The organism is Nocardia sp. NPDC051929, from assembly GCF_044548645.1.
Classification (GTDB): Bacteria; Actinomycetota; Actinomycetes; order Mycobacteriales; family Mycobacteriaceae; genus Nocardia; species Nocardia sichangensis.
Genome location: NZ_JBIUCG010000027.1, coordinates 99323 through 121377 on the forward strand (window position 1 = coordinate 99323; position 22055 = coordinate 121377).

Genomic DNA, 22055 nt, shown 5'->3' on the forward strand with positions numbered 1-22055 from the left:
CTCAAATTAAGGAGAACGCATGGCGGATCAGGGAACAGCAGTGATCGTCGGTGTCGGCCCCGGCCTCGGGATGTCGATGGCCCGGCGCTTCGGACGGGAAGGGTTCCGCGTCGCGCTGATCTCGCGCAGCGATGCACGGCACGCCGGGTACCTCGCGGACCTGGCGGAGCGTGGTGTACACGCCACCGCTCACGTCGCGGACGTCACCGACCGGTCGCGGCTCGGCGTGGTACTCGGCGACATCCATAAGGAGGGACCGATCGGAATGGTCTATTACGGACCCGGTTCCACGCAGCAGCCCGTGCCGATCACCGACATCGACGCGGCCACGGCGCGATCGGCGTTCGAGTGGGTGTGGCCCGCGGTCGACGTGGTGAGCGACGTGTTGCCGGGCATGCTCGATCGCGGGAAAGGCGCATTACTTTTCGCCGGCGGGCTCTCCAGCGTCCGCCCCATGCCCATGCTCGGCCACCTCGCCCTCGCCGCGGCGGCACTGCGCAACTACGCGCTCACCTTGAACGCGGCATTGGCCGAGCGCGGTCTCTATGCGGGCACGCTGACCATCGGCGGACTCGTCGAGCGCGGGGACATCCACGCGATGGTCACCGCCGACCCGGCGCGCTTCGGCAGCGCGGACGGCCACACTCTCGATCCGGACGACTTGGCCGATACCGCGTGGGGCATGTATCGCACCCGCGACCGCGCCGAAACGATCTTCGACGCCATCGGCGTATGACGGCGGAGGTCAGCCGTACAGGGCGATGAAGCGGTCCAGGGAACGTTCGATATCGCCCTTGACGGCGCGGGCCACACCGGATCCGATGGGGCCGAACAGCGGCGCGCCGCCGAGTTCGATGTCGACGGTGACCTCCGAACCGGAGCCCTTCGGGGCGACGAGCAGCTGCAACCCCAGTTTGGTGCCGCCTTTGCCCGCGCCGGTCAGTTGCAGGCGGCGCGGCGGCTCGGCGGCCCGCACGGTCCAGGTGACCCGGTTGCGCAGGCCCTTGACCGAGGCGATGCCGACCAGTTGGGTGCCGACGGTCAATTCGGCGGGAACCTCGCCGCGCCACGCTTCGTGCATGGTCAGCCATTTGTCGAGTTCGGCGAGGTTGGAGGTGTGCGTCCAGGCCTCCTCGGGCGAGATCGGAACGTCGACCGAGACCTTCAGCTTTGCCATGGGCGCATGGTATCCGGCTCCGGCGGTCCGGTCGGTGCGAGGCACGGCCGGTCCGGGCGGACTCCCCGCGCAGCGGTGGACGCTACTTCGCGGAATCGAATTCGAGCACCCGCCAATACATTCGTTGATGCGTCAGCGAACGGCCATTCCGCCTGTTCGGCTCGGCCGCCGTGGGCGTTCGCGGCATCCGCGCCGCCACCCGCGCTTCCGGTGCTGGTCCGACGCGCGGGCCCATACGCAGGACAAATGGTCCACGGGTTGCACGGCAGCCCAACATTATTGCGCAGCTATGTCGCGATCCGCGGCACCTATCGTCCCAGTTCCGGGAATCCGGAAAGTGTCTGTGGGATCGGCAGAGAGTTCGTTGGAATGCTGCTAATGTGCGAATGGTCGGGTTCTGGTTACCGTTCGGACACGATCCGGGCGGTCGGCGATTGACATGTAATCGCCTGTCCTGCGGGCACTGTGCGGTAGGCGCTCTCGGTGAGCGCCGGTGCCGTCGCGGGATTTCCGGTACTCCGACGCGGACCCCACCGACCGGTCCGTTCATGGTCGGCAGGCGAGGGAAGGCGAGCGAAGCAGGATGGCAGTGGGCCGATTCCTCGAGACCAGTCAACGACGAAAGAACTGATGAATCAAGATATCGCCGTGGTGCTTTCATGGATCCTCGCCGTCGCTTTGGTGATCGCCGTAGCGGGGGCGTTGTACGCAGTACAGTATGCCAGGGCTCAGCGGGCCAAGCTCGAGGCTCTGGCCAGGGAACAGCGCGCGACGGAGGACACGCTCGAGCGGTTCGCCGCCACTACGCTACCCGCGGTGGCCGAGTCGATCCGCCGGTTCGAGTCCCAGGTGCCCCCGGTCGAAGTCCAGGCGGGCATGGAGAATTCGCGGCTCGCGCAGATCCTGCGGTGGATCTCCGAGCGGTATGCCGACGATCTGAGCCTGATTCGCTCGGAGACCAGGGAGCTGACCAACAACGAAGGACAGCAGGCGATCAAGGCGGCCGAGGAGGCCGCGCGCAACGAGGTCGCCTCCGCATCGCGCCAGGCGACCAGCGCCGCGGTCCGCTCGTTCGGCACCTCCGTGGTCAGCCTCGGCGCTGACGTCAGCCAGGTGGTGAGCGCCGCGCTGCGTGAGCATCGCGACGATCAGGTGTACGAAACCCTCACCCGCATCGACCACACGGTGCAGCAGATGATCCGCCAGGCGCAGTCCTACGTGATCGTCTGCGGTGGTCTGCCCGGCCGCCGCTGGCCCGCGCAGACGCTGACCGACGTGGTCGGCGGCGCCATCGGCCGTGTCCGGGAATACCTGCGGGTGCGGCCCAACCAGCTCGACCGTGTCGTGATCAGCCGCGCGGTGGAACCGCTCGTGCACACACTGGCGACCTTGCTGGACAACGCGTTGCGGTACTCGCCGCCGACTTCCTACGTGGACGTCAACTTCCAGGAGGGTCACCACGGCGTCACCGTCATCATCGATGACGCGGGCGTGCGGATGAACGCCGAGCAGATGGAGGAGGCCCGCCAGGTGCTCGCGCACGAGCGGCCCGTCGACATCCACCAGCTCGGTCCGTCGCCGAAGGTCGGCTTCCCGGGCATCGCCGCGCTGGCCCGCCGTTACGGCTTCACCGTCTACATCGACGGCCCGAACGTCTACGGCGGCATGCGCGCGATGGTCTACATCCCGGAGTCGCTGCTGGTCACCCCGCAGAACGTCCAGGAGGTCGCGCCCGTGACCGAGGCAAAACCGGAGCCGGTCACGGTTCCCGCGCAGGACGCGCCGAGCGAACAGCCCGGCGAGAACGAGCCGTCGCTGTCGGTGAGCGAGATCACCAGCGGCGGGCTACCCAAGCGGCGACGCAGGACGGTCGCACTCGCCCCGGTCGGGCCGCGCACCGAACCCGGCCTCGCTCGCCCCGAGGTCGCCGCAGCTTGGCATACCGGCTCCAAGAGCGGCCGCGCCGCCGCATCTGATGACACGGAAGGGATGACATCCTGATGGCCACACCCGTGACCGACAGCAGCAACAAACTGGGCTGGCTACTCGAAGATCTCAGCATCACGGGTGTGCGGTTCTCGGTGTTGCTGTCCGACGACGGCCTGCGGATCGCGCACTCCACGGGGATCGCCCGCGACGAGGCGGAACGCTTCGCCGCCGCGGCCTCCGGCCTGCGTTCGCTCGGTAAGGCGCTCGGCGAATTCTGCGGTGACGCCACGAACGGCGTGCGGCAGAACATCACCGAGTACGACCAGGGGATGATCCTCATCACCGCGGCAGGCGAGGGCGCGCTACTCGGCGTCGCGACCACCAACGACATCGACGTGGGCCTCGTCGCCCACCGGATGAACGAGCTGGCAGGCCGGGTCGGACGCGAGCTCGGCAGCCAGCCGCGCAGGCGCGTTGACGGCAGCGAAATGCCATGATCGAGCGCAGCGAGCGAGTCAGAGGTACTGCGCCGCTGGGCAGCACGGAGCCGAGCGAGAGCGAGGTGCCGTCATGAGCAAGCCGCGGCGCGATCCGGACCTGGTCCGGGCTTATGTGCGCACCGGAGGGCGTACGCGCCCCACTCGCGAGCTGGACCTGGTTACTTTGGTCCTGACCGCCAAAGATCCACTCCCCGGCGCGTCGCCCGATGCGCGCCGGGTCATGGCCCTGTGCAGCCGTCGGGGTGCGCTGTCGATCGCGGAGATCGCTGCGTACCTCGACCTTCCGCCGTCCGTCGTGAAGATCGTCGCGTCCGATCTCATGGACGGCGGGCACCTGGTCACCCCCACCCCGGCCGAGTCCCTGCCGGAGATCGCTCTGCTGGAGGAGGTACTCAATGGGCTCCGTGCTCTCGCCGTCTGATCGCACCGTCGATTACGTGCCGGAGACCGTGACCCGCTCGGTGAAACTGCTGGTGGCCGGCAACTTCGGTGTCGGCAAGACCACGTTCGTGAGCAGCGTCTCGGAGATCAAACCGCTGCGCACCGAGGAGACCATCACCGAAGCCAGTGTCGGCGTCGACGACATGGCGGGGCTGCCCGGCAAGTCGCAGACCACGGTCGCGATGGACTTCGGCCGCATCACGCTCAGTCCCAAACTGGCGCTCTACCTGTTCGGCACTCCGGGTCAGCAGCGTTTCGTCCCCTTGTGGGAGGAGCTGGCCCGCGGTGCGCTCGGCGCGCTCGTGCTGGTGGACACCCGCCGCATCGAGAAGTCCGACGAGGTCCTCTCGGTGCTGGAGGAGCGCGGCGTCCCGTATTCGGTCGCCGTCAACCAGTTCGAAGGCGCCCGGCCCTACCCGCTCGACGAGGTGCGCGATGCCCTCGACCTGGAACCCGGGACTCCCCTGACGTCACTGGACGCCCGGGACCGAGGCACGTGCCTGCGTTCGCTGATCACGCTAGTCGAATTCTTGTTCCACCGTTTGGAGTCTCGCATTTGACCACGTCCCAGTCCTCGACCCACCCCGGGCACCTATCCAGCGGCGCCTGCCCGGTCGCACACGGATCGCCGATCGACACCGACGGTCCCAGAATTCCGCTCTATGCTGAAGGATTCGCGGCCGACCCCCACGGGATCTACCGGGAAATGCGCAGGCGCCACGGTTCGTTGGTCCCGATCGAACTGTCGCCAGGGGTGCCCGCCACGCTGGTGATCGGCTATCAGGAAGCCGTGCGGATCCTCAACGATCCCGAGCACTTCCCCGCCGATCCGCGCATCTGGCAGAAGAACATCCCCGAGGACTCGCCCATCCGTCCGATGATGGAGTGGTACCCGAACGCGCTGCGCAACAGCGGCGCGGCGCATGCCCGCTACCGGGGTGCCTACGTCGCGAGCATCGACGCCATCGACCTGCACGAGGTGCACTCGATGGTAGAGCGCATCGCGATTCCGCTGATCAATACCTTCTGCCAGGCGGGGTCCGCCGATCTGGTGACCCAGTACGCGTTCCCGCTCGTCTTCGAAGTGCTCAACCGGATCGTCGGCTGTTCGACGGAACTGGGGCAGCGGGTCGCCACCGGCATGGCGATGCTCTTCGACACCGTCGAGGCGGCCAAGGGCATGCAGATGCTCTCCGAGGCGCTGATGGAGCTGATCCACCAGCGCCGCGCGGAGCCGGGCGACGACGTCACGTCCCGGTTGGCGCATCACCCGGCCCGCCTGAACGACGAGGAGATGCTGTCGAACCTGATCAGCCTCTACGGCGCCGGGATCGAGCCGCAGCAGAACCTGATCACCAACACCCTGCTGCTGATGCTCACCGACGACCGTTTCGGTGGCGACATGCTCGGCGGCGCGCTGTCGACGCGTGACGCGCTGGACGAGGTGTTGTTCAACGACCCCCCCATGGCGAACTTCTGTATCACCTATCCGCGCCAGCCCATCCTGATCGACAACGTCTGGTTGCCCGCGCACCAGCCGGTGCTGATCAGCCTGGCGGGGTGCAACAACGATCCGGCGATCCGCGGCGGCGACCGCACCGGTAATCGCTCGCATCTGGCGTGGGCGGTCGGCCCGCACGCCTGCCCCGCGAAGTCCGTCGCGTCCGTGGTCGTGCAAGAAGCCATCGACCAGCTGCTCGACGCACTCCCCGAAATGCAGCTGGCCGTGCCCGCGGACGAAGTGGTCTGGCGGCCCGGCCCATTCCACCGGGCGTTGGCGGCCCTGCCGGTCGTCTTCCCCAAGTCCCCTCCGTTGAACATGGTGTAAGGAGAAGCGTCCGATGTCGCAAGAGCCGATAGTCTTGGATCTGACCGGTTCCGATATCCAAGGCGAAGCGGCGCGGCTGCGCGAGCGTGGGCCGGTGGCCCTGGTGGAACTGCCCGGCGGGGTGCCGGCGTGGTCGATCACCGATGCCGTCGTGCTCAAGAGTCTTCTGGCCGACCCGCGCGTCTCGAAGGACCCCAGGCAGCACTGGGCCGCGTTCATGAACGGCGAGATCACCGAGGAGTGGCCGCTGCACCCGTGGGTGGCGGTCGACAACATGTTCACCGCCTACGGCGCCGAGCATCGGCGGCTGCGCAAGTTGGTCGCCCCCGCGTTCACGCACCGTCGTACGGTGGCGCTTCGACCGCGCATCGAAGCGATCACCGCCGAGTTGCTCGACGAGTTGGCCGCGACCCCGCGCGGCACGGCCGTGGATCTGCGTGAGGGTTACGCGTATCCGGTGCCGATCCAGGTCATCACCGAGCTGATGGGTGTGCCCGAGCATCTGGGCCCAGGCGTGCGGAAATGTGTCGACGGATTCTTCGACACCTCGTTCGGTCCGGAGGAGGCCCAGGCCAACTACCTGGAGATGTACCGGCTCGTCAGCGAACTGGTGGCGTACCGGCGGGAGGCGCCCGGCGACGACATCACGAGCGTCCTGATCGCCAGCCGGGACGAGGAGGACGGCTCACAGCTGACCGAGAAGGAACTCGTCGACACCCTGATGCTGGTCATCAACGCCGGGCACGAGACGACGGTGAACCTGCTGGATCAGGCCATCTTCGCGTTGCTCACCCGTGCGGACCAGCGCGCCGACGTGGTGGCGGGGCGGATCCCTTGGTCGGATGTGGTGGAGGAGTCGCTGCGCTACGAGGCGCCGGTCGCGCACCTGCCGCTGCGCTACGCCGTCGAGGACATCGATATCGCCGACGTCCGTATTCCCAAGGGGGAGGCGATCCTGGCCTCCTACGTGGCGGCCAACCGCGATCCGAAGGTGCACGGTCCGAACGCCGACCAGTTCGACCTGCGGCGCTCGGTCAAGGATCATGTGGCCTTCGGTTACGGGGCGCATCATTGCCTGGGCGCGCCGCTGGCCCGGATGGAAGCCGAGATCGCCCTTCCGGCCATCTTCCGCCGCTTCCCGGACATGCGCCTCGCGGTCGATCCGTCCGAGCTGGGCACCGTGCTCAGCTTCATCTCCAACGGTCATTCCGAACTGCCGGTGTTCTTGGAGGCGACGGAGTAGGTCGGCCGGGAAGAACATCTCGATCACACCCGGCATGGGCGCTCAGCTGTCCCGCGCCGGGACTCGACAGCCCGCGTGTCCCTCGGGGATACGCGGGCGGAGGTGTTCCACCGTCGGCGTACGCGCTTGGGAACACGCACGATCGCACCGTTTCGGCACACGAGATATGCTCTGCTGCAGCGGAATTCGACGTAGTGTCGAATTCGCAACGCTCGCATGGCAATTCGCTTCCCGGGCTCCGGGGCGCTTGTCGTGTGCCCACCCTGCTCGTCGAACGTTCCGACTTTGGAGTCACGTTTTGACCCACCCACAGTCCTCGACATCGTCCTTCTCCACCGGCTGCCCGGTCCCGCACGGTTCACCGGTCGGCTCCGACGGACCCCGGGTCGCTCTGTACTCGGACGATTTCGCGGCGGATCCACACCGTGTCTATCGAGAAGCGCGCGCGAGATACGGTTCGCTGGTGCCGGTGGAACTGTCGCCCGGCGTGCCCGCGACGCTGGTGATCGGATATCACACCGCGGTGCGCATCCTGAACGATCCCGACCACTTTCCCGCCGATTCGCGGACCTGGCAGCAGACCGTGCCCAGTGACTGTCCGGTCCTGCCGCTGCTCGAGTGGCGTCCGGCCGCGATCCGCAACTCCGGCCTGGAGCACGCCCGGTACCGGCAGGCCACGGTGGCGGGCATCGATGAGATCGACCAGTTCGCGCTGCACAACACGGTGGAGCAGATCGCCGTCCCACTGATCAACACATTCTGCGGCGACGGCTCCGCCGATCTGATCTCGCAATACGCGTTCCCGCTCGCGTTCGCGGTGATCAACGCGATGCTCGGCTGCCCGCCGGAAATCGGGCAGCGGGCGGCGATGGGACTGGCCGCCATGTTCGAGGGCGTGGACGCCGAGCAGGGCAATGCGATGTTCAACGAGGCGATGTCGGACCTGGTGGCGCTCAAGCGAGCCCATCCAGGCGACGACATCGTTTCCCGGATACTGCGGCACCCTGTCGATTTCGACGACGAGGAGATGGTCCAGCAGGTGCTGATGCTGTACGGCGCGGGGATCGAGCCGCAGCAGAATCTGATCGTCAACACCCTGCGCCTGATGCTCACCGACCAGCGTTTCGCGGGCGGCATCCTCGGCGGCAGCCTGTCGACCAGGGACGCGCTGGACGAGGTGTTGTTCACCGACCCGCCGCTGTCGAACTACTGCGTCACCTTCCCGCGACAGCCGATGCTGATCGACGGCGTCTGGCTACCCGCGCACCAGCCGGTGGTCATCAGCATGGCCGGATGCAACAACGACCCCGCGATCAACACGGGCGCCTACACCGACAATCGCGCTCATCTCGCCTGGAGCGTCGGGCCGCACACCTGTCCGGCCCGGTCGGTGGCCTATCTGATCGCCCAGGACGCCATCGATCAGCTGCTCGACGCGCTGCCCGAGATGCGGTTGGGTGTTCCTGCCGAGCAGCTGACCTGGCGACCGGGTCCGTTCCATCGATCGCTGACCGCCCTGCCGGTCCTCTTCCCGGAATCACCGCCCCTGCCCGTCTATGTCCCGCAGCCGGAGGGGAGCGCGGCGCAGTAGCCGTGCTCCGTCCGGCAAGCCGCCGTCGCCGCGTTCCCGTCCAGAAGGAGGTTGCCGCTCAGAGGTCGTCGTGCACACAGCTGATGAGGGTGTGCGCCGGCCTGTCACCGATCCCCACGCATCACGCCGACCTTCGCCGTCGCGGCGCGCACGCGCCCGGTCGATCGCGTTCGTCGCATGTTCGTTCCTCTGGAGTTTCGTCTTTGACCACGCCACACTTCCCGCCGTCCACTTCCGCGAATGGGTGCCCCGTCTCGCACGGATCGCCGATCGACACCAGCGGCCCTCGTTACCCGTTGTATTCGCAGGAATACGCGGAAGATCCGCACAACGCATACCGCGAAATGCGCCGCCAGTTCGGTTCGCTCGTCCCGATCGAGCTGTCGCCGGGCGTGCCCGCCACCCTTGTGATCGGCTACCACACCGCGCTGCGCATCCTCAACGATCCCGACCATTTCCCGGCCGATCCGCGGATCTGGCAGAAGGACATTCCGGGCGAGTGCCCGGTCCTGCCGATGCTGGAGTGGCGGCCGAACGCGCTGCGCAGTGCGGGCCTCGAGCATCTGCGCTACCGCCAGGCGAACGTCGCCAGCATCGCCGGGGTGGACCTGCACGCGCTGCACGGAACCGTCGAGCAGATCGCCATCCCGCTGATCAACGCCTTCTGTGAGGACGGCGCGGCGGATCTCATCAGCCAATACGCGTTCCCGCTCAGCTTCGCGGTGCTCAATGCCATGCTCGGCTGTCCGGCGGACATCGGCCAGCAGGTCGCGACCGGTATGGCCGCCATCTTCGAAGGCGTCAACGCGGACAAGGGCAACGCGATGCTCACCGACGCGCTGTTCGAACTCGTGCAGATGAAGCGCAAGGACTCCGGCGACGACATCACGTCCAGGCTGTTGCAGCATGAGGCCGGGCTGGACGACGTCGAGATGATCCACCAGCTGGTCACGCTCTACGGCGCGGGCATCGAGCCGATGCAGAACCTCATCGTCAATACCCTGCTGCTGATGCTCACCGACGAACGTTTCGCGGGAGACTTTCTCGGCGGCAGCCTCTCGACGCGCGACGCCCTCGACGAGGTGCTGTTCAACGACCCGCCGATGGCGAACTACTGCGTCAGCTTCCCGCGCCAGCCGATCCTCATCGATGATGTCTGGCTACCCGCGCACCAGCCGGTGCTGATCAGCATGGCCGGATGCAACAACGACCCGGCGATCGGCGTCGGGCAGCGCACCGACAGCCGTGCCCATCTGGCGTGGAGCGTGGGCCCGCACGCCTGTCCCGCCCGGTCGGCCGCGTACCTGGTGGTGCAGGACGCGATCGATCAGATCCTCGACGCCTTGCCCGAGATGCGGTTGGGCCTGCAGCCCGGTCAGTTGAGCTGGCGGCCGGGACCGTTCCACCGTGCGCTGGTGTCCCTGCCGGTCGTCTTTCCGAAATCCCCTCCACTGACCGTCTTCTAAGGAGTCATCGATGGACACACAACCCCTGGTCCTCGACCCGCTGGGCGCCGACATTCAGGGTGAGTCCGCCCGTATTCGTGCGCGCGGGCCGGTGACCCCGGTCGAATTGCCGGGCGGCGTGCGAGCGTGGTCGGTCACCGACGCCGACGTGCTCAAGCGGTTGCTGGCCGATCCCCGGGTGTCGAAGGACGGCAAGCAGCACTGGCCCGCGTTGATCAACGGCGAGATACCCCAGGACTGGCCGTTGTTGCCGTGGGTCGCGGTGAACAACATGTTCACCGCGTACGGTGCCGACCACCGCAGGCTGCGCAAACTCGTCGCGCCCGCCTTCACGCACCGCCGCACCCAAGCGATGCGCCCGATGGTCGAGCAGATCACGACGGACCTGCTCGGCGCGCTCGCCGCGACGCCGGCGGGCGAAGCGGTCGATCTCAGGGAAGGTTTCGCCTACCCGCTGCCGATCCAGGTCATCAGCGCGCTGATGGGCGTTCCGGAATACCTGAACGCCGGTCTGCGCACATGCGTCGACGGCATCTTCGATACGTCGCTCGGGCCCGAGGAGTCCCAGGCGAACTACATGGAGATGTACCGGATCCTGGGTGAGCTCGTCGCCTATCGGCGGGAGACACCCGGTGACGACATGACCAGCCTGCTGATCTCGCACCGGGACGAGGAGGACGGCTCGCAGCTGACCGAGCAGGAGTTGATCGACACGTTGTTGCTTGTCATCAGCGCGGGGCACGAGACCACGGTCAACCTGCTCGATCAGGCCGTCTTCGCGCTGCTGACCCACCCGGACCAGCGTGCCGAGGTGACCGAGGGGCGTGCGGCCTGGTCCGATCTGATCGAGGAGGCGCTGCGGTACGAGGCGCCGGTGGCGCACCTGCCGCTGCGCTTCGCCGCCGACGACATCGAGATCGACGGCCTGCGCATCGCCAAGGGCGAACCGATTCTCGCCTCCTACGCCGGGGCCAATCGCGATCCGAAACTGCACGGCCCCACCGCGAGCGAGTTCGACGTGCGGCGAGCGAGCAAGGAACATCTGGCATTCGGCTACGGGGCCCATCACTGCTTGGGCGCACCCCTGGCGCGGCTGGAAGCCGAGGTCGCCCTGCCCGCGCTCTTCCAGCGCTTCCCGAACCTGCGCCTGGCGGCCGATCCCGCCGAACTCGGGAGCGTGTCCAGTTTCATCTCCAACGGGCACGCCAGGCTGCCGGTGTACCTGGCGGCGGACTAGGGGCTGGCCCGCGCCTCCGGTCGCTGCCGGGGGCGCGGTTCAGCGCAATGCTTCGACCAGGCCGGACTTGCGTGCCTTCGCGAGTCCGCGCCGGGCGAGAAAACCGTTGCCCAGCAACAAAATCGTCTTGTTCGGCGGCGCTTTGAATCCGGACGCGGTGTGCGGCGCGTACACCGCCTCGGTGCCGGAAACCTCGAGCCAGCCGGTGTTCTGCCGCGATTCCAAGCCGATCAACTGGGACCGATACTCGTGGGCCAGCAGCCCGGCGCGGCGTCCGCCTTGCGGCAGGCCCGCCGGGACGGTCAACCGCACACCGTCGGCGCTCGACCCCGTCACCTGCACCGGGACGACCGCCGGGTAGCCGTCGGCCTGCCGGTAGCCGAGCAGCCGGTGCGGCAGCTTCGTCGCCTGGGCCGCGGTCCGGGCGACGTCCACCCGGGGGCCCGTCCCCTTCGCCGGAGGCTGCTGTGTCGCTGGTTCGACAGAAGGCGCTGCGGCACCGAGGATCTCGGGCGTGCCCGCCGCGTCGAGGTCCGGCCATACGACGATGCGGTCGACGGTCACGGTCACGACCACTCGATCGGCGTAGTAGGCGCGCAGCCACCGGTCCCAGAACACACCGCGCCGCGGTGCGCCCAGGTAGGGCGTGGCCTGGGCGCCGAGGCGGTCCAGCGCCTCCTGGTCGGGCGTCGGGTCGAACGCCGCGGTGCCCTGCACCAGCACGAATCGCGAGTTTTCCCGGCTTCCGATGCCGTGCTCGCGCGCGTGATATGCCAGCGCCACTTTGGGTTCCCGCTTCATTCGCTCCAGCTTGCGTCCGAACCCGAGTGAAGTCGTGAACCCCACCGTGCCCGCGGCCCGGTCGCGCAGCCCGATCGGCGACACCGCCGACACCACCGCGCCGCCCGCGGGCGTCACATACGCTGCGGCGCAGGTCAGATCGCCGCCGAGAACGTCGTCCACCTCGTCCGGCCAGGTAACCGCCATGGGACGGATTTTACTGCGCCGCCCTTGACGACGCGGCCGTCCGGAGCCGAGAGTGCGCAGATGGTTTCCACCGCCGAGGCGGCAGACACGACGCTGCGCAAGGTCACGATTCGCCTGCTGCCCTTTCTCGGGCTGCTGTACTTCGTCAACTATCTGGACCGGGTGAACATCGGGTTCGCCGGGCCGAGCGGCATGAAGACCGAGCTCGGGCTCACCGAGACCGCGTTCGGATTCGCCTCCGGCATCTTCTTCGTCGGATACCTGCTGCTGGAGGTGCCGAGCAACCTGGCGCTGCACCGGTTCGGCGCCCGGCGCTGGATCGCCCGGATCATGGCCACCTGGGGGCTGGTGGCCACGGCGATGGCCTTCGTACCCGACGCCACCGTGCTGTATCTCCTGCGGTTCCTGCTGGGTGTGGTGGAGGCGGGCTTCTTTCCCGGCATCCTGCTCTATCTGACCTATTGGTACCCGCAGGCGCAACGGGCGCGGATCGTCGCGTTGTTCATGACCGCGGTGCCCATGTCCACCGCGTTGGGCGCGACGGTGTCCAGCTTGATCATTCGATACGGCGACGGCGTCTTCGGGCTCAGCGGTTGGCGTTTCATGTTCTTGGTCGAGGGGTTGCCCGCCGTCGCGCTGGCGGTGGCGACCTGGTTCTATCTGACCGACCGTCCCGAGCAGGCGGGCTGGCTGGCCTCCGCCGAACGTGAATGGCTGATTCGCGAACTCGCCGCGGAGCAGGCCACGTTGCGGCGCGCGGAGCACTGGACGGTGCGTCGTGCGCTGACCCATCCGCGGGTGCTCGGCCTCGCCTTCGTCTACGGCGGCATCGTCTACGGCCTGTATGCGCTGGGATTCTTCCTGCCGACGATCATCGACGGCTTCCAGCAGCAATACGGAACGCACTATTCGGTGGTGCAGCGCGGACTGATCAATGCGGTGCCCTACCTCGTCGGGGCCGTGGTGATGGTGTGGTGGGGCAGGCACGGCGACCGGACCGGTGAGCGGGCTCGGCACGTCGCCCTGCCCGCGCTGCTGGGCGGTCTCGCCATCCCGGTGGCGCTGTATCTCGGCGATCCGTTCGCCGCGATGATCGCGGTCACGGTGTGCGCGGTGGGCGTGCTCGCGGCGCTGCCGACGTTCTGGGCCCTGCCCGGCACCTTCCTGTCCGGCGCGGCGGCGGCGGGCGGCATCGCGTTGATCAACTCGGTCGGCAACGTCAGCGGTTTCGTCGCGCCGTACGTCACCGGTGGGCTGAAGGACGTGACCGGCAGCCAGCGCGCCGGGCTCTGGGTGGTGGGTTTGTGCATGATCGCCGCCGCGGCGGGCGTCATGACGCTGCGGCGGCGAACCGGCGACGCTGCCGTCGACCGGAACGCGGATCTGTGATCCTCGGCCTGCCCATGGCCTCGCTCGCCGCCGAGTCCGTGGCACGATCCGTGCCGCCGAACCGCGGCCGCCGAGGTGAGGGCCAGGCCGTATGCAGAGATGCGCTCGCAATGTGGCGACCGCCACCATGCGTTTTCAGTGTCGGCCCGGAAGTCGTTGTGGTGGACTATCATCCACGGCAATGTAGATCGGAAAGGGCTGATCTACCGGGCCGTCGTACGGGCGTCTCACCCTTGCCGACGTCGGCGTCTCAGACGACTTGCCGCCGCGGTTGTAGGGTGAGCGCTGCTCGTTCCGGCATGTTTGCGCGACGGTCGCGCGGGCATCCGGGGAAGACGCCGCATCACGCTGGGAGGACCGATGGCTACCGAAGACCGGACCGCAGTGTTCGACGCGGTGGTCGCGGCGGCGGACTATCCCGTGCTGCTGGTCACCGTGCAGGCGGACGGCCGGCGCGCCGGTTGTCTCGTCGGCTTCGCGACGCAGGTCAGCATCGAGCCGCGCCGGTTCCTGATCGGCCTGTCCAAGAAGAACTACACCTATCGGGTCGCGCAGCACGCCGACCGGCTCGCGGTGCATTTGCTCGGCAGCGAACAAGTTTCCCTCGCACGGCTTTTCGGCGGTGAGACCGGCGACGACATCGACAAGTTCGTGCACTGCGACTGGCGCCCGGGTCCGGGCGGCATCCCGGTGCTCAGCACGGTGCCCAGCTGGTTCGTCGCTCGTATCCGCGACCGCTACGACCTCGGTGATCACGTCGGGATGCTGCTGGAACCCGAGGACGGCGCCGTGCTGCGGCCCACCGCGGAGACGCTGCATTACCACTCGGTAGCGGATCTGGTTGCGGGCCATACCGTCTGAGTTGGTTCGGGACCGCCGCCCGGGCGCGAAAGCTATTTCAGTGCGTTCGCAAGTTCGAATCGTTCGGCGAAGGCGGACAACTCGTCTCTGGCTTGCTCAGGGTCCCCTGTGCTCGCGCTCACCACGATGCGCGTGACACCCTGTTCGGCCAGTCCCTCGACCCGCTCGACCGGCATGTCGATAGATCCCCAGCGCGTGTACTCGAACGCGCCGGGATCCCGGCCCGCCGCAGCGGCCGCGGTATGGGCGATCTCCAGCTGGGCGGCGCGTTCGGTGGGCCCGAGCACCCCGCCCGGGAAGTAACCGTCGCCGCGGGAACCGGCGCGCCGCGCCGCGGCGCGGCTCGATCCACCGACATGGATCGGCAGGTCGCCGCCGAGGGGTTTCGGATAACTGCACAGGTTCTCGAACCGGAAGAACTCGCCTTCGAAGCTCACCCCGTCCGCACCGCCGGACCACAGCAATCGCAGCACATCGATGGCCTCGTCGGCGCGGCGGCCTCGGGAGGCGAAATCGACGCCGACGGCCTGTGCCTCCCCGGGCAGGGTTCCCACCCCCACGGTGAGCAGGCGCATCCGTCCCTTGGACAGCACGTCGATCGTCGCGAGGCGTTTGGCCAGCACCACCGGATGGTGGTAGGGCAATAGCAGCACCGCGGTGCCGAGCAGGATCCGCTCGGTCGCTGCGGCCACGAAGCTCAGCGCGTCGAGGGGGTCGGCGAACGGCACCGAGGGCGTGATCTCCATCGGTCCGACCGCGGCGCCCGGGTACAGCGCGACGTGCTCGGGCAGGTAGATCGCTTCGAATCCGCAGCGCTCGGCGTGCTGGGCGTAGGCGATCAACCGGTCCGGGTCGACGCCGAAGAAGGGAGTGCTGTAGCTGACCGCGAACCTCACCGCGGCTCCTCGATCCGGTCGAACTCGCAGGCCGCCGCGAGCCGCTCGTGCAGCTGACCCCGTACTCGCTCCAGCCGCGCCAGGTACGAATCGACCTCGGACAGCTTGCGCCGCAAGGTGGACACCGAGTCCGGGCAGACGTCTCCGGAGCCGTTGCCCGCCCGCAGGCAGGCGACGAACGGACGGATGTCGTCGAGATCGAAGCCCGCGCCGAGCAGTTCGCGGATCTGCGCCACGATCAGCACCTCCGCGTCGTCGTACGAGCGGTAACCGTTGGCGGCGCGGTGCGGCCGCACCAAACCGTGCTCCTCGTAGTAACGCAAGGCGCGCGTGCTGGTGCCCGCCCGCTCCGCCAGTTCGCCGATGCGCATCCGTCCTCCTTGTCTCCGCTACCGCCACGCTAAACCTTCTCGTCGACGTCAAGGCAAGTCGGCGCGGGCTGCGTACCCTCGGGGGAGATCAGCCGGCGAGCTTCGCTCGCCGATTCCCCTCGACCAGAGAGCATTTCGTGACGAATGCGCATTTCATCGTTCCGGTCCGCGACGGCGAGCGGGAATTGCTCGACCGGGTCGCCGACTTGGCGACCGGATTCGCGGCCGTGGCGGCCGACTACGACGAGCGCGCCGAGCTCGCCGTCGAGCATCTGGACGCGTTGCACGAGGCCGGCGCGGATGACGCGGTGCTGCCCGAATCGTCCGGTGGCGCGGGCCTGAGCTACCTTGGCCTCGGTCGTCTCGTCAGAATCCTGGCTCGAGCCGATCCGTCCACCGCGACGATCTGGACCATGCACGCGGGGGCGGGCGTCGCCCTCGCGGAATTCACCGGCGAGAGTTCGGGATCGTTCTTCGCCGACGAGTTGCGGGCGGGTAAGCGCTTCGCGAACGCGTTGTCCGAACCGGCGAGCGGAAACCGCTTCCTCCAGCCGCAGCACGTCGCCGAGCCGACCGCGGGCGGGTGGTTGCTGAGCGGGGCGAAGCGGTTCGTCTCCGGCAGCGAGATCGCCGATTATCTGCTGGTCAACGCGCTCGTGGCGGGGGAACCCGCTTTCTTCGGCGTGGTCCCCGACGAAACGGTATCGATCGTCCCGATCTGGGACACTCTCGGCCTGCGCGCCACCCGCAGCCAGCTGCTCGCGTTCGACGACACTGTGCTGCGTGCCGAGTACCGCGGCCGCGCGCCGCGTCCGGGAGATTTCGCGGTGATCCCGGCCGGGCTTCCCGCGATTTCGCTCGGCATCGCCGATGCCGCGCTGGACGCGCTGGTGGAACACGCGCGCACCAGGGAAATTCTCGGCAAGCCCTTGGCGCACCAGCAGTGGGTGCAGTACGAGGTCGCGGACGCGCAAACCCGGCTCGCCGCCGCGCACGCGCTCTACGAACAGGCATTGTGGCAGGCCGACCATGGGATCGCGCTGTTCTTCGACAACCTGTCCCGAGCCAAGTACCTCGCGAACAAGGTGGCGGTCGACGTGGCGCAGCTCGGCGTTCGGGTCGGCGGCGGCTCGGGATATCTGAAGCGGTCGCCGATCCAACGTCATCTGCGCGATGCCCAGGCCGGCCAGCTCATGGCGTATTCGACGGAGGTGATCGCCGGGGTGATCGGGCGGGGTGTCCTCGGCGTGCCGGACGAAGCGTGACTCGCGGGCGCTAGCGCGGCGAGCGCTTGTCACGCCCCGGTGCGGTGTGGTTGTCGAGCAGGAACGCCGACATCGCCTCGGCTACGGCGGCGGGCTGGTCGAGCATGGACAGTACGTACGCGTCATCGATTTCGACCAGCCGGGCCGCGGGAATGAGTTCCGCGAGCCGGGGGCCGTGCTCGCGCGGCATCACCTTGCCCGCCGAAGACCACAGGATCAGGGCGTCTCCACGGAAGTCGCGCAGCGCTTCGGTATGGGCGATCAATTCTCGTTTCGGGAACGCCGACTTGGTGTAGGCGAGCAGGTCCCGCCGGATCCGTGCGTCGCGCAGCCCCGGCTCGGTCCAGCCGCGCACCAGCGCATCGGGCAATGGGCGCCGCGCCATCCAGCCGAACAGCAACGGCGAGCGGCGCAGCCACCGAACGCGCAACTGCCGCAGCGCCAGCGAGATGCCGCCCGGGAGGTGAGGGGCGACGGTGGCCATCTTGCCCGGCAGGCCGGGCGGGAAGTTGTCGAACGCCTCGCACGGCAGCACGATCAGCCTGCCGACGCGTTCGTCCAACCCGTAGGCGGTGAGGAACAGCGCACCGCCCCAATCGCTGTGTACGAGCGTGACCTCGCGCAGGTCGAGTGCGGCGAGGAAGTCGGCGATCAGGTGGTTCAGGCCGCGCAAACTCAGGTCGACGCCGGGGCGCAGCGGCAGGGGATGGGCGCCGAGCGGCAGGTCCGGCAACAGGTACCGGAAGCCTTCGGGGAGGGCGTCGATCACCTGGTCCCAGACCGTGTGGTTCATCAGGAGGCCGTGCAGCAGGACGACCGGAGGTCCCTCGCCGCGCTCGACGTAGTGCACCCGTCCCGCGGGCAGTTCGATCACAGGCATGTCCGACTCCATTCGAGCGATCACTCTAGAGTGTTTGCTCTAGTCTGGAAGGGTGACCGAGAAAATGTCAACCAGCACCCGGGAGCGCCTCGTCACCGCCATGGCCGAGTTGATGCGCACGCAGGGCTATGCGGGTACCAGCGTCAAGCAACTCACCGTCGCCGCTCAGGCTCCGATGGGGTCGCTCTATCACCACTTTCCCGAGGGCAAACCGCAGATCGCCGCCGCGGCGCTGCGCACGTCCGGGGCCGCGTACATCCAGTTGCTCCCGCTGCTGCTCGACGCACACGACGACTTGCGCGAAGCGATACCCGCCGCCTTCGCGGCGGCCGCCGAACAGATCGAGCAGACCGGCTGGATCAACATGTGCCCGGTCGGCACCGTCGCGGGTGAGATCGCCGACAGCGAACCCGCGCTGCGCGACGTCGCCGCCGAAGTCATCGCCTCCTGGATCGACGAGGGCACCGACTACTTCGTCCGCCGCGGCCTGTCCACGGCGGACGCTCGCGATCTCATCCTCGCCGTTCTCACGAGCCTCGAGGGCGCTTTCGTCCTCAGCCGCACGCTGCGCTCGACGGAACCATTGCACGCGGCCGGCCGGTCCACGAGTGCCCGTATCGAACAGGTACTGGCCGGGGCGCGCGGTCAGCGCGCCGCGCACTCGGCCGAGTGACTAGCCGACGCCGATTTCGCGGCCACCGACTCCCGAGGTGAACTCCTTCCAGCGCCATGGCCCGCCCGCGTCGCTGGCCAGCGGCGGGGTGTCTTCCCCCGCGCCCGCCCGCAACCCGGAGATCAGGTGCCGGAGTGCGTCGACGGCGGTGAACCGAGGAGTCCAGCCCAGCTCCGCCCGCGCGCGGCCGGTGTCCATGATCGGCAGGTGCATCACCCCGTCCAACAGGTCCGGCGTAGCGGGCAGTGTCCGCGCGTGCCAGCCCATCGCGAGTGCGGCGCGGATCACCGAGGGCGGAACGGACACCACCCGGGCATCGAAGACCGCGGCCAGCCAGGAGCGATCGATCACCGGCTCCGCGGCCAGGTTGAACGGGCCACGGGCATCGGTCGCGATCGCGAGCGCGTACGCGCGTCCGACGTCGGCGCTGTGCACCGCCTGGAACCGCAGTCCGCGCGGAATCGGCAGGATCGGCGGGAGGCCCGGCCGCATCAGGCGGTTCGGCAACAGCGGACCGGCGAACAGACGCCGTTGCTGACTGGCGGTGTGCCTGCGGAAGATGAACGCCGGACGCATGCGAACCACGCGGCGATCCGGATTCTCGGCCTCGAACCGATCGAGCAGCCTTTCGACGTAAGCCTTCTCCCGCATATAAGCGGCGGGTGGCCAGCCGTCGGTCGGCCAGCTCTCCGGCACCGGCTCGTCGCTCTGGCACGGGGAGTAGGCGCCGACGGAGGAGGCGTAGACCAACGCGGGGACCTGCGCCGCGGCGACGGCGCGCAGCACGCGTTCCGTGCCGCCGACATTGGCGCGCCACGTGACCATGGGCTGATGGGTGGGCTGGAACAGCCATGCCAGATGCACGACCACGTCGGCTCCGTGGAAATGGGACTCCAGGTCGTCGGTTCGCACATCCGCGCGCACCCACTCCACACCCGGGCGAGGGATGCCCGGCACGCGCCGCGCGATCCCCACGATCGAACTGACTCCCGCTTCGGCCGACAGTGTCTCCAGCACGCTCGTTCCGACGTTTCCGGTGGCACCGACCACGACGACGCGCATATCTGCTCCTTGGCTCGGTGACGAGGTTCGAGAGCGACTTACCCAGGATGTCGGCGACGACACCGCGGTAGACCGGTGAATCGGATTCTTCCCGGCCGGGCCCGGCGACCGCCGGGTGCGGTAGCCCGAAGGCGCGGCCAGGACCGCGTCACGACGGGCCGGTGCGCATCCGGACGACCTGCGAACCAGCGGCGGACGGGAACCCACTCGGGCTCCCGTCCGCCGCTCGTCTGCTAAACGTCACATATTCGATTGGGCGAGACGGTTGGCAAGCAGTTCCTTACCCATCCGGCCGCCCTTGCGGCTGTCGGCCTGCGCCTTGCGGAAGAACTCCACCAGCTCGGTGTCTCCGGCGCGTTCCGCGTCCTGGATGAACGTGTCCAGACGCAGTGCGTTCTCGAGGGACGCCTCGACGAACCAGATCAGGTTGTAGTCCTTGTCCCTGGTGCCGGTGATGGTGCCCGTTTCCTGCTGCTTGGTCATCTCCACTCCTTTCGCTTCTTCGTCGCCGAGCCGCGCGTCGCGTCAGTCCCGTCCGAGCGCGTGCGCCAGCTCCTTCTTCGTCATCTTCGAGCGGCCTTCGACTTTGCGCTTCTTGGCCTCGTTGTACAGCTGGTCACGGGTCGGCCCTTGGGCGCCGCTGTGCGAACGCTGACCACCGCGCTGCTGCGGGGACTTGTCGTCGGTCGACGTCTTGCTCGCGGTCTTGGATTGTCCGGACTGGGCACGGTTCTTGTTGACCGTGCGAGCTGCGATCTCCTTCGCGCGCCCGGTGCTCGCGCCCCGGGATTTCGCCGAGTCCGCGATGTGCTCGTACTGGCGTTCCTGCTTGTCGGTCCAAGCCTTCGGCATGTCATCACCTCCTGTATCTGCGGTCTACCCCGGGAATCTCCGCGCAATCCGGATCGGGTCCGAATCGTCCGCCGGGCCCGGCCATCCGAAGCTTCCGAGAGCGCGACCGCTACTCCGGGAGGTGGTGAGCTGACGTCAGCAGGTGCTGGGCGCGGGCTCGCCGCGAACCCGGCCTTGGAGCCACGGCAGCACCGAGGGGGCGCCGAGGACCGCTGCGGTCAGATGCTCCACGTCGGCCACGCGCAGTGTCTGCACGGGCACCCCGGCCGAGCACCAATGGCGATTGGTGTTGTCGATGGCATCGATCGGAATCAGCCCATCGCTAGGTGAATGCCATTCGAAAATGGGGATTTCCGGGGCGCTCGGGTAGAGCTCCACACTGTTCTCCTCGACCACCGACCATGCGGCCGGAGTGTCGAAGACCGACGTGGAGGTCACATAGTCGCGCGCGCTGCCGTTCACGCCCGCGGCGAGGATGTCGTTGGTGCAGCTGTTGGCCATCTGGTCGCGAAGCGCCAGACCGCGCTCGTTGAGTGATTGGCTGGTCGGCACACGGTCCGGGTACTCCCGTTCCAGGCCGATCGCCGTCGCCATGGCCAGGCCGAACGCCGGATGCGGTTCGAAACCCAACGCTTTGGCCATCGTCACCAGGTTCATCGGGGCACCGCCGATGGCCGCGCCCGCGAGCCGCAGGTCGGGCGCGTAGGTCGGTTGCAGCTCGGCCGCCCATGCCGTGGCGAGACCGCCGCCGGAGTAACCGGCCAGCGCGGTCGGACTGCTCTGCAAGCCGAGTTCGGGTAGCTGTTTGGCCGCGCGGATACCGTCCAACGTGATCTGGCCGCCCAAACGCCCGGCGCCGAGCGCGAACTGCGGACCGAGATGGTCCGGCAGCGCTACCGTCCAGCCCTGCGCCAGCATGACGTTCAACATCGGCGTCGTCAGCGACAGGTTCGGATCGTTGTGGTAGAGCAGGTGCGACACCGCGCAGTGCGTGCCGAGCGAGTTGATGAAGTGCTGGTACGACAGCAGCGGCATGCCGGGCCGCTGGCCGAGGGGGGTGAGGATCGTTGTCGTCGCCGAGATCGGCGCGCCCCGCGAATTCGTGGACCGGAACTCGACCAACCGGACGGTGGCGCCGGGGAACAGCGGAAGCGGTGGCAAGACGCGCGCGTCGAGTATGTCACCGGGACGGTGCGCCGCCAGATCGGCGGGCGCGGCGTAGAACGGGTCCGGATCGGGCTGCGGATAGAGCGGGTCCGCGGTTGCCGCCGTCCCGAGCAGAAGAGTGACTGCCATTCCGCAGCACGCGCCGATGGCACGGGCGGAACCGATGCGTTTACTGCCGAGCAAACGAAGAAACGGACGAGTCACGACCTTGACCTCCAGGGGTAGTTCGCCGCATTCGCC

General features: G+C 68.1%; 23 protein-coding genes. 14 read left to right on the plus strand and 9 right to left on the minus strand.

What is annotated here, in order from left to right:
- Positions 1-19 precede the first annotated feature (19 nt).
- Positions 20-736, plus strand: coding sequence for an SDR family NAD(P)-dependent oxidoreductase (locus tag ACIHAX_RS31540; RefSeq protein ID WP_355076575.1), 717 nt, complete (start codon positions 20-22; stop codon positions 734-736).
- Between the two features lie 9 nt (positions 737-745).
- On the opposite strand, the gene ACIHAX_RS31545 is transcribed toward ACIHAX_RS31540, so the two are convergent.
- Positions 746-1177 carry an SRPBCC family protein gene (locus tag ACIHAX_RS31545; protein WP_067809684.1) on the minus strand — a complete coding sequence of 144 codons (432 nt, stop codon included), beginning with the start codon at positions 1175-1177 and terminating at the stop codon, positions 746-748.
- Positions 1178-1807: 630 nt separating this feature from the next.
- Here ACIHAX_RS31545 and ACIHAX_RS31550 point away from each other — a divergent pair.
- The 9 genes from ACIHAX_RS31550 to ACIHAX_RS31590 all read left to right on the plus strand — a co-directional run bounded on the left by ACIHAX_RS31550 (position 1808) and on the right by ACIHAX_RS31590 (position 11412).
- Complete coding sequence (locus tag ACIHAX_RS31550) at positions 1808-3178, plus strand: sensor histidine kinase (protein ID WP_397281291.1); 1371 nt, start codon at positions 1808-1810, stop codon at positions 3176-3178.
- On the plus strand, positions 3178-3603 hold the full coding sequence (locus tag ACIHAX_RS31555) for a roadblock/LC7 domain-containing protein (protein ID WP_355076570.1): 426 nt from the start codon (positions 3178-3180) through the stop codon (positions 3601-3603). The genes ACIHAX_RS31550 and ACIHAX_RS31555 overlap by 1 nt, the downstream gene beginning before the upstream one ends.
- Before the next feature lie 73 nt (positions 3604-3676).
- Positions 3677-4027, plus strand: coding sequence for a DUF742 domain-containing protein (locus ACIHAX_RS31560; RefSeq protein ID WP_039805398.1), 351 nt, complete (start codon positions 3677-3679; stop codon positions 4025-4027).
- On the plus strand, positions 4002-4607 hold the full coding sequence (locus ACIHAX_RS31565; protein WP_355076568.1) for an ATP/GTP-binding protein: 606 nt from the start codon (positions 4002-4004) through the stop codon (positions 4605-4607). The genes ACIHAX_RS31560 and ACIHAX_RS31565 overlap by 26 nt, the downstream gene beginning before the upstream one ends.
- The gene (locus ACIHAX_RS31570; protein ID WP_356965394.1) at positions 4604-5875 is read left to right on the plus strand and encodes a cytochrome P450; all 1272 of its coding nucleotides are present in this window, start codon (positions 4604-4606) and stop codon (positions 5873-5875) included. Before ACIHAX_RS31565 ends, ACIHAX_RS31570 begins: the two co-directional genes overlap by 4 nt.
- Positions 5876-5888: 13 nt before the next feature.
- The gene (locus ACIHAX_RS31575) at positions 5889-7118 is read left to right on the plus strand and encodes a cytochrome P450 (protein WP_364435660.1); all 1230 of its coding nucleotides are present in this window, start codon (positions 5889-5891) and stop codon (positions 7116-7118) included.
- Between the two features lie 298 nt (positions 7119-7416).
- Entirely contained in the window at positions 7417-8709 is a 1293-nt protein-coding gene (locus ACIHAX_RS31580; protein WP_397281294.1) for a cytochrome P450, read from the plus strand.
- A gap of 296 nt (positions 8710-9005) precedes the next feature.
- A complete protein-coding gene (locus tag ACIHAX_RS31585) occupies positions 9006-10175 on the plus strand; it encodes a cytochrome P450 (protein ID WP_364435654.1) in 1170 nt (389 codons plus the stop codon).
- A gap of 10 nt (positions 10176-10185) precedes the next feature.
- Entirely contained in the window at positions 10186-11412 is a 1227-nt protein-coding gene (locus tag ACIHAX_RS31590; RefSeq protein WP_364435651.1) for a cytochrome P450, read from the plus strand.
- 39 nt (positions 11413-11451) lie between these two features.
- Here the strand turns inward: ACIHAX_RS31590 and ACIHAX_RS31595 are convergent, their stop codons facing one another.
- Complete coding sequence (locus ACIHAX_RS31595; protein WP_364435648.1) at positions 11452-12399, minus strand: hypothetical protein; 948 nt, start codon at positions 12397-12399, stop codon at positions 11452-11454.
- A gap of 60 nt (positions 12400-12459) precedes the next feature.
- Between ACIHAX_RS31595 and ACIHAX_RS31600 the strand changes: the two genes are divergently transcribed.
- Positions 12460-13788, plus strand: coding sequence for an MFS transporter (locus ACIHAX_RS31600; protein ID WP_364435645.1), 1329 nt, complete (start codon positions 12460-12462; stop codon positions 13786-13788).
- A 360-nt stretch (positions 13789-14148) separates the two neighbouring features.
- On the plus strand, positions 14149-14649 hold the full coding sequence (locus tag ACIHAX_RS31605) for a flavin reductase family protein (RefSeq protein ID WP_355076557.1): 501 nt from the start codon (positions 14149-14151) through the stop codon (positions 14647-14649).
- A gap of 32 nt (positions 14650-14681) precedes the next feature.
- On the opposite strand, the gene ACIHAX_RS31610 is transcribed toward ACIHAX_RS31605, so the two are convergent.
- Positions 14682-15545 (minus strand): TIGR03619 family F420-dependent LLM class oxidoreductase, encoded by an 864-nt coding sequence (locus tag ACIHAX_RS31610; protein ID WP_364435640.1) that lies wholly within the window; start codon positions 15543-15545, stop codon positions 14682-14684.
- The gene (locus tag ACIHAX_RS31615) at positions 15542-15916 is read right to left on the minus strand and encodes a MerR family transcriptional regulator (protein ID WP_355076553.1); all 375 of its coding nucleotides are present in this window, start codon (positions 15914-15916) and stop codon (positions 15542-15544) included. Before ACIHAX_RS31615 ends, ACIHAX_RS31610 begins: the two co-directional genes overlap by 4 nt.
- Before the next feature lie 137 nt (positions 15917-16053).
- Here ACIHAX_RS31615 and ACIHAX_RS31620 point away from each other — a divergent pair, with 137 nt between their 5' ends.
- A complete protein-coding gene (locus tag ACIHAX_RS31620; protein ID WP_355076551.1) occupies positions 16054-17181 on the plus strand; it encodes an acyl-CoA dehydrogenase family protein in 1128 nt (375 codons plus the stop codon).
- Positions 17182-17191: 10 nt separating this feature from the next.
- Here ACIHAX_RS31620 and ACIHAX_RS31625 read toward each other — a convergent pair whose 3' ends face one another.
- On the minus strand, positions 17192-18061 hold the full coding sequence (locus tag ACIHAX_RS31625) for an alpha/beta fold hydrolase (RefSeq protein ID WP_397281298.1): 870 nt from the start codon (positions 18059-18061) through the stop codon (positions 17192-17194).
- Positions 18062-18125: 64 nt separating this feature from the next.
- Here ACIHAX_RS31625 and ACIHAX_RS31630 point away from each other — a divergent pair, with 64 nt between their 5' ends.
- Positions 18126-18734: a TetR/AcrR family transcriptional regulator gene (locus ACIHAX_RS31630; protein WP_356965583.1), complete on the plus strand. Its 609-nt coding sequence runs from the start codon at positions 18126-18128 to the stop codon at positions 18732-18734.
- On the opposite strand, the gene ACIHAX_RS31635 is transcribed toward ACIHAX_RS31630, so the two are convergent.
- The 4 genes from ACIHAX_RS31635 to ACIHAX_RS31650 form a co-directional block, all read right to left on the minus strand.
- Entirely contained in the window at positions 18735-19796 is a 1062-nt protein-coding gene (locus ACIHAX_RS31635) for an NAD-dependent epimerase/dehydratase family protein (RefSeq protein ID WP_355076545.1), read from the minus strand.
- Between the two features lie 240 nt (positions 19797-20036).
- Positions 20037-20279: a hypothetical protein gene (locus ACIHAX_RS31640; protein ID WP_355076543.1), complete on the minus strand. Its 243-nt coding sequence runs from the start codon at positions 20277-20279 to the stop codon at positions 20037-20039.
- A gap of 42 nt (positions 20280-20321) precedes the next feature.
- Complete coding sequence (locus ACIHAX_RS31645; protein WP_397281300.1) at positions 20322-20648, minus strand: plasmid stabilization protein; 327 nt, start codon at positions 20646-20648, stop codon at positions 20322-20324.
- Positions 20649-20783: 135 nt separating this feature from the next.
- A complete protein-coding gene (locus ACIHAX_RS31650) occupies positions 20784-21944 on the minus strand; it encodes a lipase family protein (RefSeq protein ID WP_355076540.1) in 1161 nt (386 codons plus the stop codon).
- Positions 21945-22055: the final 111 nt, after the last annotated feature.

Coding starts and splice junctions, on each gene's coding strand:
- ACIHAX_RS31645 (WP_397281300.1), bottom strand. CDS start 20,648: ATGCCGAAGGCTTGGACCGACAAGCAGGAACGCCAGTACGAGCACATC.
- ACIHAX_RS31630 (WP_356965583.1), top strand. CDS start 18,126: ATGTCAACCAGCACCCGGGAGCGCCTCGTCACCGCCATGGCCGAGTTG.
- ACIHAX_RS31650 (WP_355076540.1), bottom strand. CDS start 21,944: ATGGCAGTCACTCTTCTGCTCGGGACGGCGGCAACCGCGGACCCGCTC.
- ACIHAX_RS31635 (WP_355076545.1), bottom strand. CDS start 19,796: ATGCGCGTCGTCGTGGTCGGTGCCACCGGAAACGTCGGAACGAGCGTG.
- ACIHAX_RS31595 (WP_364435648.1), bottom strand. CDS start 12,399: ATGGCGGTTACCTGGCCGGACGAGGTGGACGACGTTCTCGGCGGCGAT.
- ACIHAX_RS31640 (WP_355076543.1), bottom strand. CDS start 20,279: ATGACCAAGCAGCAGGAAACGGGCACCATCACCGGCACCAGGGACAAG.
- ACIHAX_RS31600 (WP_364435645.1), top strand. CDS start 12,460: ATGGTTTCCACCGCCGAGGCGGCAGACACGACGCTGCGCAAGGTCACG.
- ACIHAX_RS31565 (WP_355076568.1), top strand. CDS start 4,002: ATGGGCTCCGTGCTCTCGCCGTCTGATCGCACCGTCGATTACGTGCCG.
- ACIHAX_RS31560 (WP_039805398.1), top strand. CDS start 3,677: ATGAGCAAGCCGCGGCGCGATCCGGACCTGGTCCGGGCTTATGTGCGC.
- ACIHAX_RS31540 (WP_355076575.1), top strand. CDS start 20: ATGGCGGATCAGGGAACAGCAGTGATCGTCGGTGTCGGCCCCGGCCTC.
- ACIHAX_RS31605 (WP_355076557.1), top strand. CDS start 14,149: ATGGCTACCGAAGACCGGACCGCAGTGTTCGACGCGGTGGTCGCGGCG.
- ACIHAX_RS31545 (WP_067809684.1), bottom strand. CDS start 1,177: ATGGCAAAGCTGAAGGTCTCGGTCGACGTTCCGATCTCGCCCGAGGAG.
- ACIHAX_RS31590 (WP_364435651.1), top strand. CDS start 10,186: ATGGACACACAACCCCTGGTCCTCGACCCGCTGGGCGCCGACATTCAG.
- ACIHAX_RS31555 (WP_355076570.1), top strand. CDS start 3,178: ATGGCCACACCCGTGACCGACAGCAGCAACAAACTGGGCTGGCTACTC.
- ACIHAX_RS31615 (WP_355076553.1), bottom strand. CDS start 15,916: ATGCGCATCGGCGAACTGGCGGAGCGGGCGGGCACCAGCACGCGCGCC.
- ACIHAX_RS31550 (WP_397281291.1), top strand. CDS start 1,808: ATGAATCAAGATATCGCCGTGGTGCTTTCATGGATCCTCGCCGTCGCT.
- ACIHAX_RS31575 (WP_364435660.1), top strand. CDS start 5,889: ATGTCGCAAGAGCCGATAGTCTTGGATCTGACCGGTTCCGATATCCAA.
- ACIHAX_RS31625 (WP_397281298.1), bottom strand. CDS start 18,061: ATGCCTGTGATCGAACTGCCCGCGGGACGGGTGCACTACGTCGAGCGC.